Below are 13,376 nucleotides of genomic sequence, written 5' to 3' on the forward strand. Positions count from 1 at the left end.
GCAGCCAGAGCAAGAACAGCAAATTTCAGTGTCATCGCAATCTCCCGCGTTGGTGGCGGGAGAACTTTCGCGACATCGAGTGGTTGCGGCTGCGTAAAGTTGCACGAGGAATTTAATCTACCTGAACGCGGGTTCAGCCTCAGCGACCCCGGAACTGCGGTTTGCGCTTCTCCATGAAGGCCTGCCGGCCCTCGCGGAAATCCTCCGAGTCCATGCAGGCATTGCCGATTGCCTTGATCGCCTCCATGTCGCGCGCGCTTTCGTCCTTCAGCACTTGCGCGATGGTGATCTTGGCGGCCTTGATCGCGAGCGGGGCGTTCTGCGCGATCGTCGCGGCAATCGTCATGGTCTCGCCCCAGAGCTCGCCCGCCGGGAACAGGCGCTCGACGAGACCGATGCGCAGCGCCTCGGCGGAATCGATCCGCATGCCCGTGTACATCAGAAGCCGCGCCCAGGCTGGGCCGACCAGCGACACCAGATGCCGCAAGCCGTCATAGCCGTAGGCGATGCCGAGCCTGGCTGCGGGAATGCCGAACTGGCTGCCATGCGAGGCGAGGCGGATGTCGGCGAGCATCGCGACCTGCATGCCGCCGCCAAGGCAATAGCCGTCGATGCAGGCGATGGTCGGCTTCGGATAGTCGGCGAGCAGCGCGCGCTGGGCGGCGCTGCGCCTGGCGTACTCCTCGGACGCCGCCGCATTGTGCCTGACCTTCTCGAACTGGCTGATGTCGGCACCCGAGACGAACGCCTTGCCCCCGGCGCCGCGCAGGATCACGACGCGCACGGTGTCGTCGTCGCGCAAGGCCGCCAGCGCCTCGCCAAATCCCTCCCACATCTCCAGCGACATCGCATTGCGCTTGTCGGGATTGTTGAAGGTGACCACGCCGACACCATCGGCCGAGTGCTTGAGGATCTTGCCGTCGGCGTAAGGAGTTCCGGTCGTGCTGGAAATGTCGGGCATCGCGCGCTCGCTTGTCTGTGGCCGAGCGCAATGTGCGGCGTCGCCGCTGCCGTGGTCAACCGGCGCAGGGGAGGAGAGCTTGCATCCGCCTGTGCTGCGAACGCATGGCGCGCGGAGTTCGGCGAATGGCGGCAAATCGCCAAGAAGAAAGGGCGGCAACGCCGCCCGAGACAGGCCACCCCAAGACGGACCTCGCGCAAGCGCGCGGGCGCAGGCATATCTCGTCGGCTCTCGTTCAATCCGGCCGCGCCCCCGTGACGCGGCGGATTGAACATCGGCCGTAAAGGCCAGAGCGCCGACCGATCTCAGCTCTCGTTCGCCGCGATCGATTCCATCAGCGAGACGAGCTGACGCTGCACCGTCTGGTCCTTGATCTTGCTGTAGGCGCGCAGCAGGCGGAGGCTGAAGGCGCTGTCGAGGAAGAGCAGGCTCTCGACTTCGCGGGCCTTGTTGTCGCCGTCGTAGAAGAAGGTCACGGGCACATCGAGGGCGGAGGCGATCTGCTGAAGCCGAGCCGCGCCGACGCGATTGACGCCCTTCTCGTATTTCTGAACCTGCTGGAAGCTGACACCCAGCTTCTCGCCGAGCTCGGCCTGCGAGATCTTCATCTCGACGCGCCGCAGACGGATCCGCTTGCCAAGCTCAATGTCCGGCTTGCCGGCACTGCGCTGCTTCATTCTTTTTGCCGCTGCTTTCATATTCGTCTCACCTTTGTTCTTCGGTTGAAAATCCCCCGAAGAGCTGGGTCAGGGGTTCGCCCATATACGAGTCCTTGAATTCATGCGGGTGCACGAACTCTTCCTTAAACCACGGGAAGCGAGCCGGATTGAAAGCGTCGATCAGCCAGTCAATCATGTGCCGCACGCGGGGAATGCGGCCGCTACCGGGATGATAGGACAGCCAGATATCCAGCGGTCGGTTCAGCTCGACCTCCAGTGGAATCAACTTCCCGCCAAGCGCAATGGCATAGCTCGGGAATACGCCGATGCCGGCGCCATTCGCGACCGCCCAGTAGTTGGCGCTCGAGACGTTGGTCTTCATGACCAGGAGGTCGCGTTCCGAAACGCCGGGGAAGAAGCTCTCGAATGTCTCCTTGGCGGCAAGCTGGTCGGCGAATTGCAGCACCAGGCGGTGCTTGATCAATTCCGCCGCCGAGCGCGGCGCGCCATGTCTTGCGATGTATTTCTCGGAGGCCCAGAACATCAGATGCATGCGGCCGAGCCGCACCAGCTTGACGTCGAGCGCAGAGGGACGCGACAGATGGATTGCGACGTCGGCCTCGTGGCGGGAGACGTCGGCCGAGCGCATCGCGCAATGCAGGTCGACCAGGATCTTCGGATAGGCCTGCTGGAATTCGACCAGCCGCGGGGCGAGCCAGAACGTCCCGAGGCCTTCGGTGACGGCGACGCGGACCTCGCCGGACAGGACGTTGGCGGTCGAATCGCTGGTCCGTAGCACGTCGAAGGCCGCGGCCTCCATGCGCTCGACGGCGGAGACCACCATCGCACCTTCGTCGGTCAGATGGGTGCCGTGAACGTCGCGGGTGAACAGGGTTGTGCCGGTCTGACGCTCGAAATCATCGATCCGGCGGCGGACGGCGTTGATCGACAGCGACAGGCGTTCGGCCGCCGAGCGGAAACTTCCGCATCGGACGACTTCCAGGAAAATGCGGGCCGCATCCCAATCGGAGAGGCCGCTGATATTTGCTTTTAGGCGTTCTTCCAGCGGAACGCCCCTTTCCGCCAAGGAGTGCATACAATTTCCTTTAGGTAGCTAAACTGGCAGAATCTGACGCAAACCACAACCACGGCGGGTTGGGGAATGACGAGTTTTGAACGTCATCCTTATCAACTTGTGGGCGGTATTGGGGTGCTGTCTTGGGGTGGGATTGGGCAGGCTATCGCCCGGCTGAGGGGAATGTGGCGTGAGTTCCGTTGCGGGCCGCGAAATGGCTGCGGGATTGCCGGCGCTGTCCGTGATGGAAATTCATGCGCGAAGGCAAATGCCGTCTCACGCGATGGATCGATCGCACCGCGCAAGACGTTTGCTCCCGGACCAGTTCGGCGATCGCCAATGCTGCTGCGGGGCGACTGCGGCCGGAACCACGGTCTCACGGCAGAAACACACTGAAATCAGGTTCGGAGGCGCAGTAGCCTCGTGCTATCTTTGGTCGTCCATGCGGGCCAAAGGGGGCGCCACAAATACGTCTCGCAGGCCGAATTAACGGAAAGAACGCAAGTGTCGCATTCAGACGAACAGTTGCAGTCGGTGCTGGAAACGCTCGAGGAGTGCCGCAGGGCTCTCAACGAGTGCAACAACCGTGAGTCGGCCGAGATGCTGTCCATTGTCATCCTCGACGTGCGGATGAAGCTGAAAGGAATTGACAGTGCCGATCTCAAGGCGCTGTGCGACGAAATGCTGCGGAGCGCTGCGAGCGAGCCGCCGACCCCTTCCAAGCAGACGCAGGACCAGCCCCGGCGTCCGCTGCTCCGCGTGGTGAAGTAGCCGCGCCGCCGAATCTCGCTTTTTGGCGAGGTTTGTGCGCGTCCCGATGCCGCATCTGTGATCACGGATGGCATCGGGAGGAGCCCTGGTTTTCGTGCGCCTCTGTTGCGCATTCTCAGCCATCGGCTACACCAGAGCCGGTTCGGCTCCGGCCGGGCGCATTCCTTGCGCGCCGTACCGGTGCCTGAGATGGCTCCGACTGCATCATGCAAAATGTTTCGATCCCGGCGGCGCTGATTGCCGGACTCGTCAGCTTCCTCTCGCCTTGCGTCCTGCCTCTGGTTCCGCCCTATCTGGTCTACCTGACGGGCGCCACGATCGAGCATGTCGAAAGCGACGAGCCGGTCGCGGCCTCCAAGCGCGCGATCATGATGTCGGCGCTTCTGTTCGTGCTTGGCTTTTCCACGGTGTTCGTGGCGCTCGGCGCCAGCGCTTCGCTGGTCGGCGGGCTGATCCGAGCCTGGTCGGCCGAGCTGTCGATTCTCGCCGGCATCGTCATCATCATCATGGGCCTGCATTTCCTCGGCCTGACGCGCATCGGCCTGCTGATGCGCGAGGGACGGCTGCCGATCCCCAAGCCGGTCGGCCTCTGGGGCGCCTATATCATGGGCCTCGCTTTCGCCTTCGGCTGGACGCCCTGTATCGGCCCGATCCTCGCCGCGATCCTCTCGATTGCCGCGGCCGAAGCCACGGTGACGAAGGGTGCCGGCCTGCTCGCGGTCTATTCCGCGGGCCTCGGCATTCCCTTCCTGATCGCCGCGCTGATGATCGAACAGTTCTCCGCGTTGTTCGCGCGCATGAAGGGCCACCTCGTCAATGTCGAGCGCGCCATGGGCGTCTTGATGGTGATCACCGGCATCGGCTTTCTCACCGGCGCGGTCTCGAATGTGAGCATCTGGCTGCTCGAGACGTTTCCGGCGCTGCAGACGATCGGTTAGGGCGCGGAGACCGGGTTTTCACGGACAAGAAAGTAGAGGAACCGTTGAAATCCGTCAGGCATGCTGTCACGGAACGACGATGCCAAACCTTTCCAGTCCCGAGGCGTTGCATCGGGGGACAACTCGCATGGTGGAGATCTCGTGAACAAGACACTGCGCATAGAACCCTTGTCGGACAACGCTGCTCTGGTTGCCTGGCAATTTTTGGGGCAGCCGTTGCAGGAGTGGCCGAGCTGGGTTCAGTCGAATTGCTCGCTGCAGAAGGATGCCGATGGAAAATTCGAGCTTCGGCACGAGCGGCGCAGCGGCACCCAGATCGTCTATCTCGGCGAGTGGCTGGTGAGAGATCTCGATGGCGGCGTGGACTTCTATACGGACGCCGAGATCTGGTCGCGGTTCGCAGCCAAACGCTGACGCGCGAAGAAGATTGAGCGGGGCTCGTCGATCGCGCCTTAGTCTTTCCTGCTCGAGCTCCAGGCAATCAAAAGCCTGTGTCGTTGGTGGGGCAAAAAGCCTCGCCGGTGGGACTCACCGACAGAATGCAATCTGTAGTAATATTTCGTCGTACTGCACCCTGAGGGGCAATTCTTCAGAACATATACTGAAACGAGAATTTTAGACCAAGCGACATCTTCGGCGCCCCTCTCCCTTAAGCATTCTGAGCAGGAGCAAGCGATGGGAACCGACGTGAATGTTCATCCCGGTCATGGCAAGGCCGGACGTCAACCGACGCGACAATTTCTGGATACGCTTTCCGGACACGACGATCCGGGCATGTTTGGCCGGATGTTTCCGACCCTGGAGCCGCTGGCTGTCGATGACGGTCCGCTGCATGAGCTCGCCGACGCGATGAAGGATCCCGCCCCCGGCGACGCCGCGGGAAACAATCTCAACGTCCCCGCCGGTTTTACTTATCTCGGGCAATTCATCGACCATGATATCACGCTCGATCTGACCTCCTTCGGCGAGAAGGAAGCCGATCCGATGGCGGTCACCAATTTTCGCACGCCCGCACTCGATCTCGACAGCATCTATGGTCTTGGTCCCGATGGAAGCCGTCATCTGTACGCGCGCAATTCGGCGAGCGACAACGGCAAGACACCGGGCCCCAAGCTGCTGATCGGCAAGACCGTCAACGTCGACGCCATCACCGGCGATCATCGCAACGACCTGCCGCGCAATCCCGAGGGGTTTGCGCTGATCGGCGATCACCGCAACGACGAGAACCTGCTCGTCGCGCAAACCCATCTCGCGATGCTGAAGTTTCACAACAAGGTCTGCGATCAGCTCGCAGCGTCGGGCAAGCCGGCGGGCGAGATCTTCGAGGAAGCGCGCCGCATCGTGACCTGGCACTACCAATGGATGGTCCTGCACGATTTCGTGGAGCGGATCACCGAGAAGGGCATCGTCGCAAAGATCCTCGAGCAGGGTCGGCGCTTCTATCGCTTCAAGAAGATTCCCTACATGCCTGTCGAGTTTTCAGGGGCGGTCTATCGTCTCGGTCACAGCATGGTTCGCCAGGTCTATAGCCACAACAGGATCTTCACGCCCGGCCCGGGCGGTATTCCTGCAACTCTCGATTTGCTGTTCAGGTTCACCGGGCTTTCGGGAGGAATCATCGGAGACCTGGCGCCGAACCCGATAACGCCGCCGCTCCCGCTTCCGGTGCTTTCAAGCAACTGGATCATCGACTGGCGGCGCTACTTCCAAGTGCTGCCGAACAATCCTGCGGGCGTGACGCTCAATCCGTCGCGCAAGATCGATCCTTTCATCGTGCCGCAACTCCACACACTGCCCGGTGACGGCGGCAGCCTGCCGTTCCGCAATCTCAAGCGCGGCGTGTTGCTGGGATTGCCGTCGGGGCAGGACGTCGCCAAGGCCATGAAGATCAAGAATCCACTGTCTCCGGAAGAAATCTCCAAGGGGAGCGACGGTGCCGTGGCGAAGAAGCATGGCCTGCACCAACACACCCCGCTCTGGTACTACATCCTCAAGGAGGCGGAGCAACGAGGCAACGGTGAACGGCTCGGGCCGGTCGGCGCGACGCTGCTCGCCGAGGTCTTCGTCGGCCTCGTCCATGGCGATCACCAGTCCTACCTTTGGCTCAAGGGCAAGAGCTGGAAGCCGACGCTTGCATCGCAAGTGCCGGGCGAATTCACGATGGCCGATCTGCTGCGCTTCGTCGGCGATATCAGCCCGATCGACGGCATCGCGACCGTCTAAAGCGCGATAAGACTTGGCCGGACCGGCGCGCGTAGCGCGCCGGTCTGGACGTGCTCAGGGCTTGAACACGTAGCCCGGCGTGATCGCCGCCGTCTCCGGAATCGGCGGCAGATCGGCGAACAGCTCGGGACGGTCCTTCATGACCTTGAGAATGTGCTTCGGCTCGATATGCGCATTGACGTCGAAGGTCGATTTGAGGATGCCGAGCCGGGAGAGCCGGTCCTCGGCGCTCCACAGCGCGCGGTAGTTGTTCGCCGACAGCCGGCGGTCCGCCTGCTGGATGTTGAACTGCATCGCAGCCTCGGCGACGTCCTGCTTGAGCCCCGGAATCCAGCGCGTGGCGACTTGCGCCGCCAGCTTCGGGTTCTTGCGCATCCATTGGTCGGCGTCGGAGACGGCGGCGAGGAATTTCTCGATGGTCTCGCCGTTGGCCTGCACCCAGGGGCGAAGCGCGACGTTGAAGCCGATATAGGAGATCACGTCGCCGCCGCGGATGATCTCGACCGCGCCCGGCACATCCTTGCCGGCGACGATCGGCCAGGGGTCCCAGCCCGAGAACGCATCGATCCCCTTGGCCAGCAGGGCGACGGTCATGTCCGGCGGCGGGGTGTTGACCAGCGTCACGTCGTCTGGCTTCAGCCCGGCCTTCTCCAGCGTCGCCAGGATGTAGAGATGGTTGATCGTGCCGAAGGACGCCGCGATCTTCTTGCCCTTCAGCGTCGACAGGTCGCCCTTAACGATGCCTGAACCTTCGCGCGCGATGATCGCCATCGTCGCGTCGGAGCCGGCCTTGGTGGCGTTGCCGCTGTAATTGCCGAGCGCGACGAGGTCCATGCCGCGCAGGACGGCGCCGATCATGGGCACGCCGACCTGCACGATCTCGCTCTCGCCGGCCTGCAGCGCGTTCAGCGCGTCGACGCCGGTGGCGTAGGGGCGCGCGATCGCGACGTCGAGCCCGTACTTCTCGAAGAAGCCGCGCTCGAGCGCGATCGGCAGGCCGATCTGGTCGATGCCGGTGACCATGCCGGCCTTCACTTTCGTCAAGGTCTGGGCGCTCGCCGGCACCATGCCGGCTAGAAGCGCGATCGCAAGCAGCAAGAGTCGTTTCATGTCCTCAGCCTCCCTCTTTTATCGGCCCCACCGCCGTGACCCAGTAAGGCCGGGCCACGGCGTTGAGGTCCGTTCTTTTGACACCGCGCAGTTCGATCGAGTGCTCGTCCGTGCCCGAGACGCGTCCGTATTGCTGGAACGCGAGCACGTGGAAGCGCTCCGGCACGAACGGCAGCTCGATCTGCACGTTGACCTTTTCCGATGTGCCGGTGAGCTCCGGCGAAATCTTGCCCGGCGCCGCGATCGTCAGCCAGAGCTGAAACAGCGCCCATGCGGCGATCGTGCCGAGCACGATGCGGCCCTTGGGCGAGCGCAGGACCTCGGAGGCGATGCTCATGCTGCGCGCACCATCTGCAGCACGCGCGCCGAGAGCTGCTTGAAGCGGTCGTCCTTGACGAGGTCGTCCCAGACCCGGGGGCGCGGCAGGTCGACCGCGATCTGGTCCAGCACGCGTCCCTTCGACAGCACGACGACGCGGTTGGCGAGAAACACCGCTTCCGCCACGTCGTGGGTGATGAAGATCACCGTCGGCTTGCGCTCCTGCCAGATGCGGGTCAGTTCCTCCTGGAGCGTCATGCGCGTCTGCGCGTCGACGCTGGCGAAGGGCTCGTCCATCAGCAGGACGTCGGGGTTGTTGGCGAGCGCGCGCACCACGCCGACGCGCTGCTGCATGCCGCCGGAGAGCTCGTTGGGATAGCGGTGCGCCGCATGCGAGAGCCCGGCAAGCGCCAGATATTCGCGCGCGATGCGGTCGCGCTCGGCCTTCGGCACGCCGCGCATCTTCGGGCCGAAGCCGACATTGTCGAGCACCGTCTTCCAGGGAAACAGCGCGAAAGACTGGAACACGACGCCACGCTCGGGGCCGGGCCCGTGCACCGGCTTGCCGTCGAGCAGGATGTCGCCCTTCGAATAGGGGATGAAGCCGGCGATCATGTTCAGGATCGTCGTCTTGCCGCAGCCGGAGGGACCGACCACCGAGATGAATTCGCCGGGCTCGACGTCGAGCGAGACGTCGTGGACGGCGGTGACATGCGCGCCCGCATAGGGATCGAAATAGGTCTTGCCGAGATTGCGCAGCGAGAGCGTCTTCATGATGTCACCAATCCCCAACGCTGGCCGGTCGCGCGCTCGAGCGGCGCGAGGATCCAGGCGTCCACGATGTACCAGAGCAATCCGAGAATGATCATGCCGAGCAGGATCTCGACGGTCGAGCCGGCGCGGCGGGCGTCGAACATCATGAAGCCGATGCCCGAGGTGCCGACGATCATCTCGACTGCGATCAGCGCGCGCCAGCCATAGCCTAGCCCGTTGCGCAGGCCCGTGATGATGTTGGGCAGCGCGCCCGGCAGCGTCACCTCCCACAAGACGCGCGCGCGCGAGGCCCCGAGGCTCAGGGCGGCGCGCGAGAGGTCGCGCGGCACGGATTCGACGCCGAGCACGGTGTTGAGCACGACCGGGAACAGCACGGTGTAGACGATGACGAAGGTCATCGTCGTCAATCCGAAGCCGAACCAGATCAGGAGGATCGGCAGCCAGGCGATGTCGCCGATGGCCTGGAAGAACAGCAGCACCGGCCAGCAGATGCGGTGCGCCCAGCGACTGGTGCCGATCAGGACTCCCAGAGGAATGCCGAGCGCCATGCCGACCGCGGCGCCGGTCGCGAGCCGGATCAGGCTGTCCTGGAGATAGTCGGGCAGGATGCCCTTGTAGGTGAGGGTGAAGAACGCGCGCATGACGTCGGCCGGGCCCGGAAAGAACGCGCGCGGAAACAATCCGGCCTCGCTCACCGCCGTCCACAGCGCCAGCACCGGGATGAAGGGAATGATCGCGGCGAGCCCCGGCCAGCGCCGGGTCAGGCGGGTATAGCCGGCCCAGATTTGCAGCATCAGATTCATGCGCGCCTCACCATGCCCCAGCGCTCGATGGTCGCGCGTTCCAGCGGGACCAGCAGCAGGCGGTCGATCAGAAGCCAGAGAACGCCGATCACGATCATGCCGAACACGATCACCTCGGTGCGGTAGAAGTCGCGCGCGACGAACAGCATGTAGCCGAGCCCGACATTGGTCGCGATCATCTCGGCGGCGATCAGCCCGCGCCAGGCGAAGCCAAGGCCGGTCCGAATGCCGGTGACGATGTTGGGGAGCGCGCCCGGAAGCAGCACTTCGGTCAGCAGCGCCCAGCGGCCGGCGCCGAGCGAGGCGGCGGCATTGCGCAGCGTGTGTGGAATGGTCCTGACGCCGAGCAGGGTGTTGTAGGCGACGACGAAGAACACGGCATTGAAGATCACGAAGACGATCGCGCCGAAGCCGTAGCCGAACCACAGCGTCGCGATCGGAATCCAGGCAATGCCGGCGAGCACCGAGAAGAAGCGGAACAGCGGCGTCAGGAAGGCCGCGACCGTCGGGCTGACGCCCATGGCGATGCCGAGCGGCACGGCGGTTGCGATCCCGATCAGCGTGCCCAGGCCGACACGCAAGAGGCTGGCGCCGACATGGGCGAACAACGTGCCGTCGCGGATCGAGTCCAGCGCGGCCGCGCCGACCGCACCGACCGAGGGAAACACGCGCGGATTGACGTTGAACAGCGGTACGACGATGGCCCAGATCGCAACCAGCGCAAGCAGCGGCGCGACGAACATCGCCGCTCCCGCCAGCGAATTGACGCTGCGCATCAGCCGCGACGATCGCCCCTTCAGACTGCCCGTCACCTGCATGTGACCTCCCTGCGCTCAGCTATGCCTGTGCCGGCATTTCACGCTGATCTTCCCGACATCGTAGCCACGTCTCGCGCGATGGCATATCTTTGTCGGTGTGCGAACCTCGCGAATCCCGGCGGAGCGAGGATCTGGGCCGAGCCCTTCGTGTCATGGTCCATGGCGTTTTCTCTTGTTCTTGAGGTTCGTTTTCTTGGGCGAGCGCACGGCCGATCCGACCGCTTTACGGGTCGCCGCGGCGATGGCCGTCTTCCGGTTCGAAAGTTTCAATCGGGTGTAGCCCAGCAGGCGTTCCATCGCGGCGCGCGCCTTCTCCGGGTTGCCGCTCTCGATGGCTCGCGCCGCCGCCACGTGGTTCGGCAGATTATCCCTGAACCAGCCGCCGGTGCTGACGACGGCGACGGTGAAGACGGTGCTCAGGATGGTGTCGATCGCGCCGCGAAAGCCCTGGAGGACCGGGTTGTGGGTCGCATCCAGGATGGCAAGATGGAATGCCTTGTCGGCGGCGAGGGCGCTGGCCTGATCCTTTGCAGTCTGCATCGCGGCCAAGGCCGTGTCGATCCGCCAGCGGTCGTTCCTGGTGGCGCGTTCGGCGGCGAGAGCTGCGGCTGCAGGTTCGATGATCGAGCGCACCTCCTGGATCGCCAGCAGGAGGTCGCGGTCGGGCTCGTCCTGGCCGACGAGCCAGCTCAGCACGTCGCGGTCGAGCAGGCTCCATTCGTGGCGCGGCAGCACCTGCGTGCCGTGGCGCGGCCGCACGCTGACGAGGCCCTTGGCGGCAAGCGTCTTGATGGCCTCGCGCACCACGCCGCGCCCGACGCCGAAACGGGTTTCGAGCTCAGGCTCCGGCGGCAGGGTCGTCCCGACGGGAATGAGATCCTGGGCGATCTCGCGGCCGAGCGTCGTCAGCACGGCGCGAATGCGGCCGGGCTTGACCAGTTTGTCGACGGGGCTCGGGCGCGCTCGTGCCACTCGTACGTTTCTCCCGTCCGGCCTGTCGCGGCCGGTTCATTTGTCTTGGCTGCCACGCCCGGCAGCTTCACAATCATCCGATGTTTAACATCGGATGATTGGGTGCGGGCAAGCGCAATTGTCGCAGCATGATTGTGCTGCGTTGCGATATGCGCTGGGGGAGGCCGTTGGATCAGGGCGCCTCGTCCAGCGTGCAGATCACCGTGCAGACCACGCCGCGCGGCAGGAAGTCGACGGTTGCCTCACCGTCGAGCTGGTCGCGCGCGCTACGCTCGATCAGGCGCGAGCCGAAGCCGCGTTGTACCGGCGCCGTCACCGGCGGGCCGCCGGTCTCGGTCCAGATCAGCCGCAGTCGCGGCTTCGGCGCATCAGCGATGACGTCCCAGTCCAGCGTCACCCGGCCGGTCTCGTTGGACAGCGCGCCGTATTTCGCGGCGTTGGTGGCGATCTCGTGCACGATCATCGACAGCACCACGGCGAGCCGCGGCGACAGCGGCACGGCCGGGCCGGTCATGCGGATGCGGTCGTGATTGCTCAGCAGGAACGGTTGGAGCGCGCGGGCGATCACGTCCCGGAGCTCCGATCCCGCCCATTTCTCCTGGCTCAGGAGATTATGCGCCTCGGCCAGCGCGCCGAGCCGTCCCTCGAACTTGGCCCGCTCGTCCCGGCTGGCGCTGCGGAATGTCTGCACAGCGATCGCCTGCATCAGGGCCAGCGTGTTCTTGACGCGATGGTTGAGCTCCTCGATCAGGAGATCGTGCAGCATCTCGCCGCGCGCGATGGTGGTCGCCATCCTGACTGCAAAGGTGAGGCCGACCAGCAGCAGGATGCCGCCGATCAGGCTGGTGATCGCGATGTCGTGCCAGAGCGGCGCGATCAGCGAGCTCTCGCTGACGCCGGCCACGACCGTCCAGCCGGTCAGCTGCGATCGGGTGAAGGCGGAGGATAGCGCGACGCCGTCGAGCGAAACGGTCGAAAGCGCTGCCTCCGGTGTGTGCGACATCGCATCGTGGAGTGCGCCGGAAGCCTGCTTGCCGAACGTCTCGGCAGGGTTGGGTGTACGCGCGAACACGCGAGCCTTGGTATCCAGCAGCGACACCGTCCATTGATCGTTTGGCCGCTGCTGCTCGACCAATTTCTGGAATATCGCGATCGGCGGACTGAAGGAGAGCGCATAGGCCACTTCGCCATTGCGAAGCACGGGAACTTCCACGGTCACGATCGGCCGTTTCTCGGTCGAACCGACGAACAGGTCGGAATATTGCGGCGCCTTGCTTGCAAACACCCGCTCGACAATCTCTCGATTGTTGCGCGGCGGCAGGCTCGCTGTTTCCGTCGTCACGGTCGAAAACAGCTGCCGGCCGGATCTGTCGGCCAGCAGCAGGACACTGTCGCCGCCATACTGGCTCGTGAATTCGACCGCCAGCCGGCGGAAGCCGTTGAAATCGCCGCTTTGCAGGGAATCGCCGAGCGCGAGCACCTGCAAGCCGCCCGTCATCCGCTGCACCTCGGAGTCGAGCACGAGGCGCATGCTTCGCACGGTCTCCAGCACCCGGCGCGTTACCTCGCTGCGATCCTGGCGATAGTTGGAATAGGCGAGGCCGACGGCAAAGACGATCAGCGGCAACATCGTTCCCGCGACCAGGAGGGCGAGCCGGACCGGCAGGGTAAGCTTTGACAAGCGTGGGCGTCCCGGTTCCAGCGCAGCGGCGCCGGATCATGATTTTGGGAGGACCATAGGGGCAGTACTTGCCCGGTGCCACGATTTTCGCGTCCGGGGCCATCCCGCGAAAGACGCTGTGACGCAGTCTGGAGTGGCGTCAGATCATCGCGATCGCGGCAGTGCAGCAGGCGGCACCGGCGGAGCTCTGCGACGAAGAGGACGTCCAGCCCAAGCGAAATGACTTCCGTCCCGCCGTAGTTTTTCATACGCTCCATGAATGCAAGCCGCATA

14 protein-coding genes are annotated in these 13,376 nt (G+C 64.2%); 4 read left to right on the top strand and 10 right to left on the bottom strand.

What is annotated here, in order from left to right:
• Window positions 1-139: 139 nt before the first annotated feature.
• The 3 genes from FJV43_RS27440 to FJV43_RS27450 all read right to left on the bottom strand — a co-directional run bounded on the left by FJV43_RS27440 (window position 140) and on the right by FJV43_RS27450 (window position 2,716).
• Window positions 140-961 (bottom strand): enoyl-CoA hydratase, encoded by an 822-nt coding sequence (locus FJV43_RS27440; RefSeq protein ID WP_239622143.1) that lies wholly within the window; start codon window positions 959-961, stop codon window positions 140-142.
• Window positions 962-1,266: 305 nt separating this feature from the next.
• Window positions 1,267-1,638, bottom strand: coding sequence for a helix-turn-helix transcriptional regulator (locus FJV43_RS27445; protein WP_020608151.1), 372 nt, complete (start codon window positions 1,636-1,638; stop codon window positions 1,267-1,269).
• A 28-nt stretch (window positions 1,639-1,666) separates the two neighbouring features.
• Window positions 1,667-2,716: a LysR family transcriptional regulator gene (locus FJV43_RS27450; RefSeq protein ID WP_239622144.1), complete on the bottom strand. Its 1,050-nt coding sequence runs from the start codon at window positions 2,714-2,716 to the stop codon at window positions 1,667-1,669.
• Between the two features lie 483 nt (window positions 2,717-3,199).
• Between FJV43_RS27450 and FJV43_RS27455 the strand changes: the two genes are divergently transcribed.
• From FJV43_RS27455 to FJV43_RS27470, 4 genes are all read left to right on the top strand, one after another.
• The gene (locus FJV43_RS27455; protein ID WP_239622145.1) at window positions 3,200-3,466 is read left to right on the top strand and encodes a hypothetical protein; all 267 of its coding nucleotides are present in this window, start codon (window positions 3,200-3,202) and stop codon (window positions 3,464-3,466) included.
• Between the two features lie 206 nt (window positions 3,467-3,672).
• The gene (locus FJV43_RS27460) at window positions 3,673-4,404 is read left to right on the top strand and encodes a cytochrome c biogenesis protein CcdA (protein WP_239622146.1); all 732 of its coding nucleotides are present in this window, start codon (window positions 3,673-3,675) and stop codon (window positions 4,402-4,404) included.
• A 141-nt stretch (window positions 4,405-4,545) separates the two neighbouring features.
• Complete coding sequence (locus FJV43_RS27465) at window positions 4,546-4,818, top strand: hypothetical protein (protein ID WP_131866859.1); 273 nt, start codon at window positions 4,546-4,548, stop codon at window positions 4,816-4,818.
• A gap of 261 nt (window positions 4,819-5,079) precedes the next feature.
• Complete coding sequence (locus FJV43_RS27470; RefSeq protein WP_239622147.1) at window positions 5,080-6,627, top strand: heme peroxidase family protein; 1,548 nt, start codon at window positions 5,080-5,082, stop codon at window positions 6,625-6,627.
• A 54-nt stretch (window positions 6,628-6,681) separates the two neighbouring features.
• Here the strand turns inward: FJV43_RS27470 and FJV43_RS27475 are convergent, their stop codons facing one another.
• The 7 genes from FJV43_RS27475 to FJV43_RS27505 all read right to left on the bottom strand — a co-directional run bounded on the left by FJV43_RS27475 (window position 6,682) and on the right by FJV43_RS27505 (window position 13,052).
• A complete protein-coding gene (locus FJV43_RS27475; protein WP_239622148.1) occupies window positions 6,682-7,737 on the bottom strand; it encodes an ABC transporter substrate-binding protein in 1,056 nt (351 codons plus the stop codon).
• A gap of 4 nt (window positions 7,738-7,741) precedes the next feature.
• Window positions 7,742-8,074: a hypothetical protein gene (locus FJV43_RS27480; RefSeq protein WP_239622149.1), complete on the bottom strand. Its 333-nt coding sequence runs from the start codon at window positions 8,072-8,074 to the stop codon at window positions 7,742-7,744.
• Complete coding sequence (locus FJV43_RS27485; RefSeq protein ID WP_239622150.1) at window positions 8,071-8,829, bottom strand: ABC transporter ATP-binding protein; 759 nt, start codon at window positions 8,827-8,829, stop codon at window positions 8,071-8,073. Before FJV43_RS27485 ends, FJV43_RS27480 begins: the two co-directional genes overlap by 4 nt.
• Complete coding sequence (locus FJV43_RS27490) at window positions 8,826-9,632, bottom strand: ABC transporter permease (protein ID WP_080659888.1); 807 nt, start codon at window positions 9,630-9,632, stop codon at window positions 8,826-8,828. Before FJV43_RS27490 ends, FJV43_RS27485 begins: the two co-directional genes overlap by 4 nt.
• Window positions 9,629-10,450, bottom strand: a complete 822-nt coding sequence (locus FJV43_RS27495) for an ABC transporter permease (protein ID WP_035670422.1) — start codon at window positions 10,448-10,450, stop codon at window positions 9,629-9,631. Before FJV43_RS27495 ends, FJV43_RS27490 begins: the two co-directional genes overlap by 4 nt.
• A gap of 150 nt (window positions 10,451-10,600) precedes the next feature.
• Window positions 10,601-11,422, bottom strand: a complete 822-nt coding sequence (locus FJV43_RS27500; RefSeq protein ID WP_239622151.1) for a FadR/GntR family transcriptional regulator — start codon at window positions 11,420-11,422, stop codon at window positions 10,601-10,603.
• Between the two features lie 172 nt (window positions 11,423-11,594).
• A complete protein-coding gene (locus tag FJV43_RS27505) occupies window positions 11,595-13,052 on the bottom strand; it encodes a sensor histidine kinase (RefSeq protein ID WP_239629629.1) in 1,458 nt (485 codons plus the stop codon).
• Between the last annotated feature and the right edge of the window lie 324 nt (window positions 13,053-13,376).

It is taken from the genome of Bradyrhizobium sp. I71 (assembly GCF_022354745.1).
In the GTDB taxonomy this organism is placed as follows: Bacteria; Pseudomonadota; Alphaproteobacteria; order Rhizobiales; family Xanthobacteraceae; genus Bradyrhizobium; species Bradyrhizobium liaoningense.

Coding starts and splice junctions, on each gene's coding strand:
- FJV43_RS27440 (WP_239622143.1), bottom strand. CDS start 961: ATGCCCGACATTTCCAGCACGACCGGAACTCCTTACGCCGACGGCAAG.
- FJV43_RS27445 (WP_020608151.1), bottom strand. CDS start 1,638: ATGAAGCAGCGCAGTGCCGGCAAGCCGGACATTGAGCTTGGCAAGCGG.
- FJV43_RS27450 (WP_239622144.1), bottom strand. CDS start 2,716: ATGCACTCCTTGGCGGAAAGGGGCGTTCCGCTGGAAGAACGCCTAAAA.
- FJV43_RS27460 (WP_239622146.1), top strand. CDS start 3,673: ATGCAAAATGTTTCGATCCCGGCGGCGCTGATTGCCGGACTCGTCAGC.
- FJV43_RS27470 (WP_239622147.1), top strand. CDS start 5,080: ATGGGAACCGACGTGAATGTTCATCCCGGTCATGGCAAGGCCGGACGT.
- FJV43_RS27475 (WP_239622148.1), bottom strand. CDS start 7,737: ATGAAACGACTCTTGCTGCTTGCGATCGCGCTTCTAGCCGGCATGGTG.
- FJV43_RS27480 (WP_239622149.1), bottom strand. CDS start 8,074: ATGAGCATCGCCTCCGAGGTCCTGCGCTCGCCCAAGGGCCGCATCGTG.
- FJV43_RS27485 (WP_239622150.1), bottom strand. CDS start 8,829: ATGAAGACGCTCTCGCTGCGCAATCTCGGCAAGACCTATTTCGATCCC.
- FJV43_RS27490 (WP_080659888.1), bottom strand. CDS start 9,632: ATGAATCTGATGCTGCAAATCTGGGCCGGCTATACCCGCCTGACCCGG.
- FJV43_RS27495 (WP_035670422.1), bottom strand. CDS start 10,450: ATGCAGGTGACGGGCAGTCTGAAGGGGCGATCGTCGCGGCTGATGCGC.
- FJV43_RS27505 (WP_239629629.1), bottom strand. CDS start 13,052: ATGTTGCCGCTGATCGTCTTTGCCGTCGGCCTCGCCTATTCCAACTAT.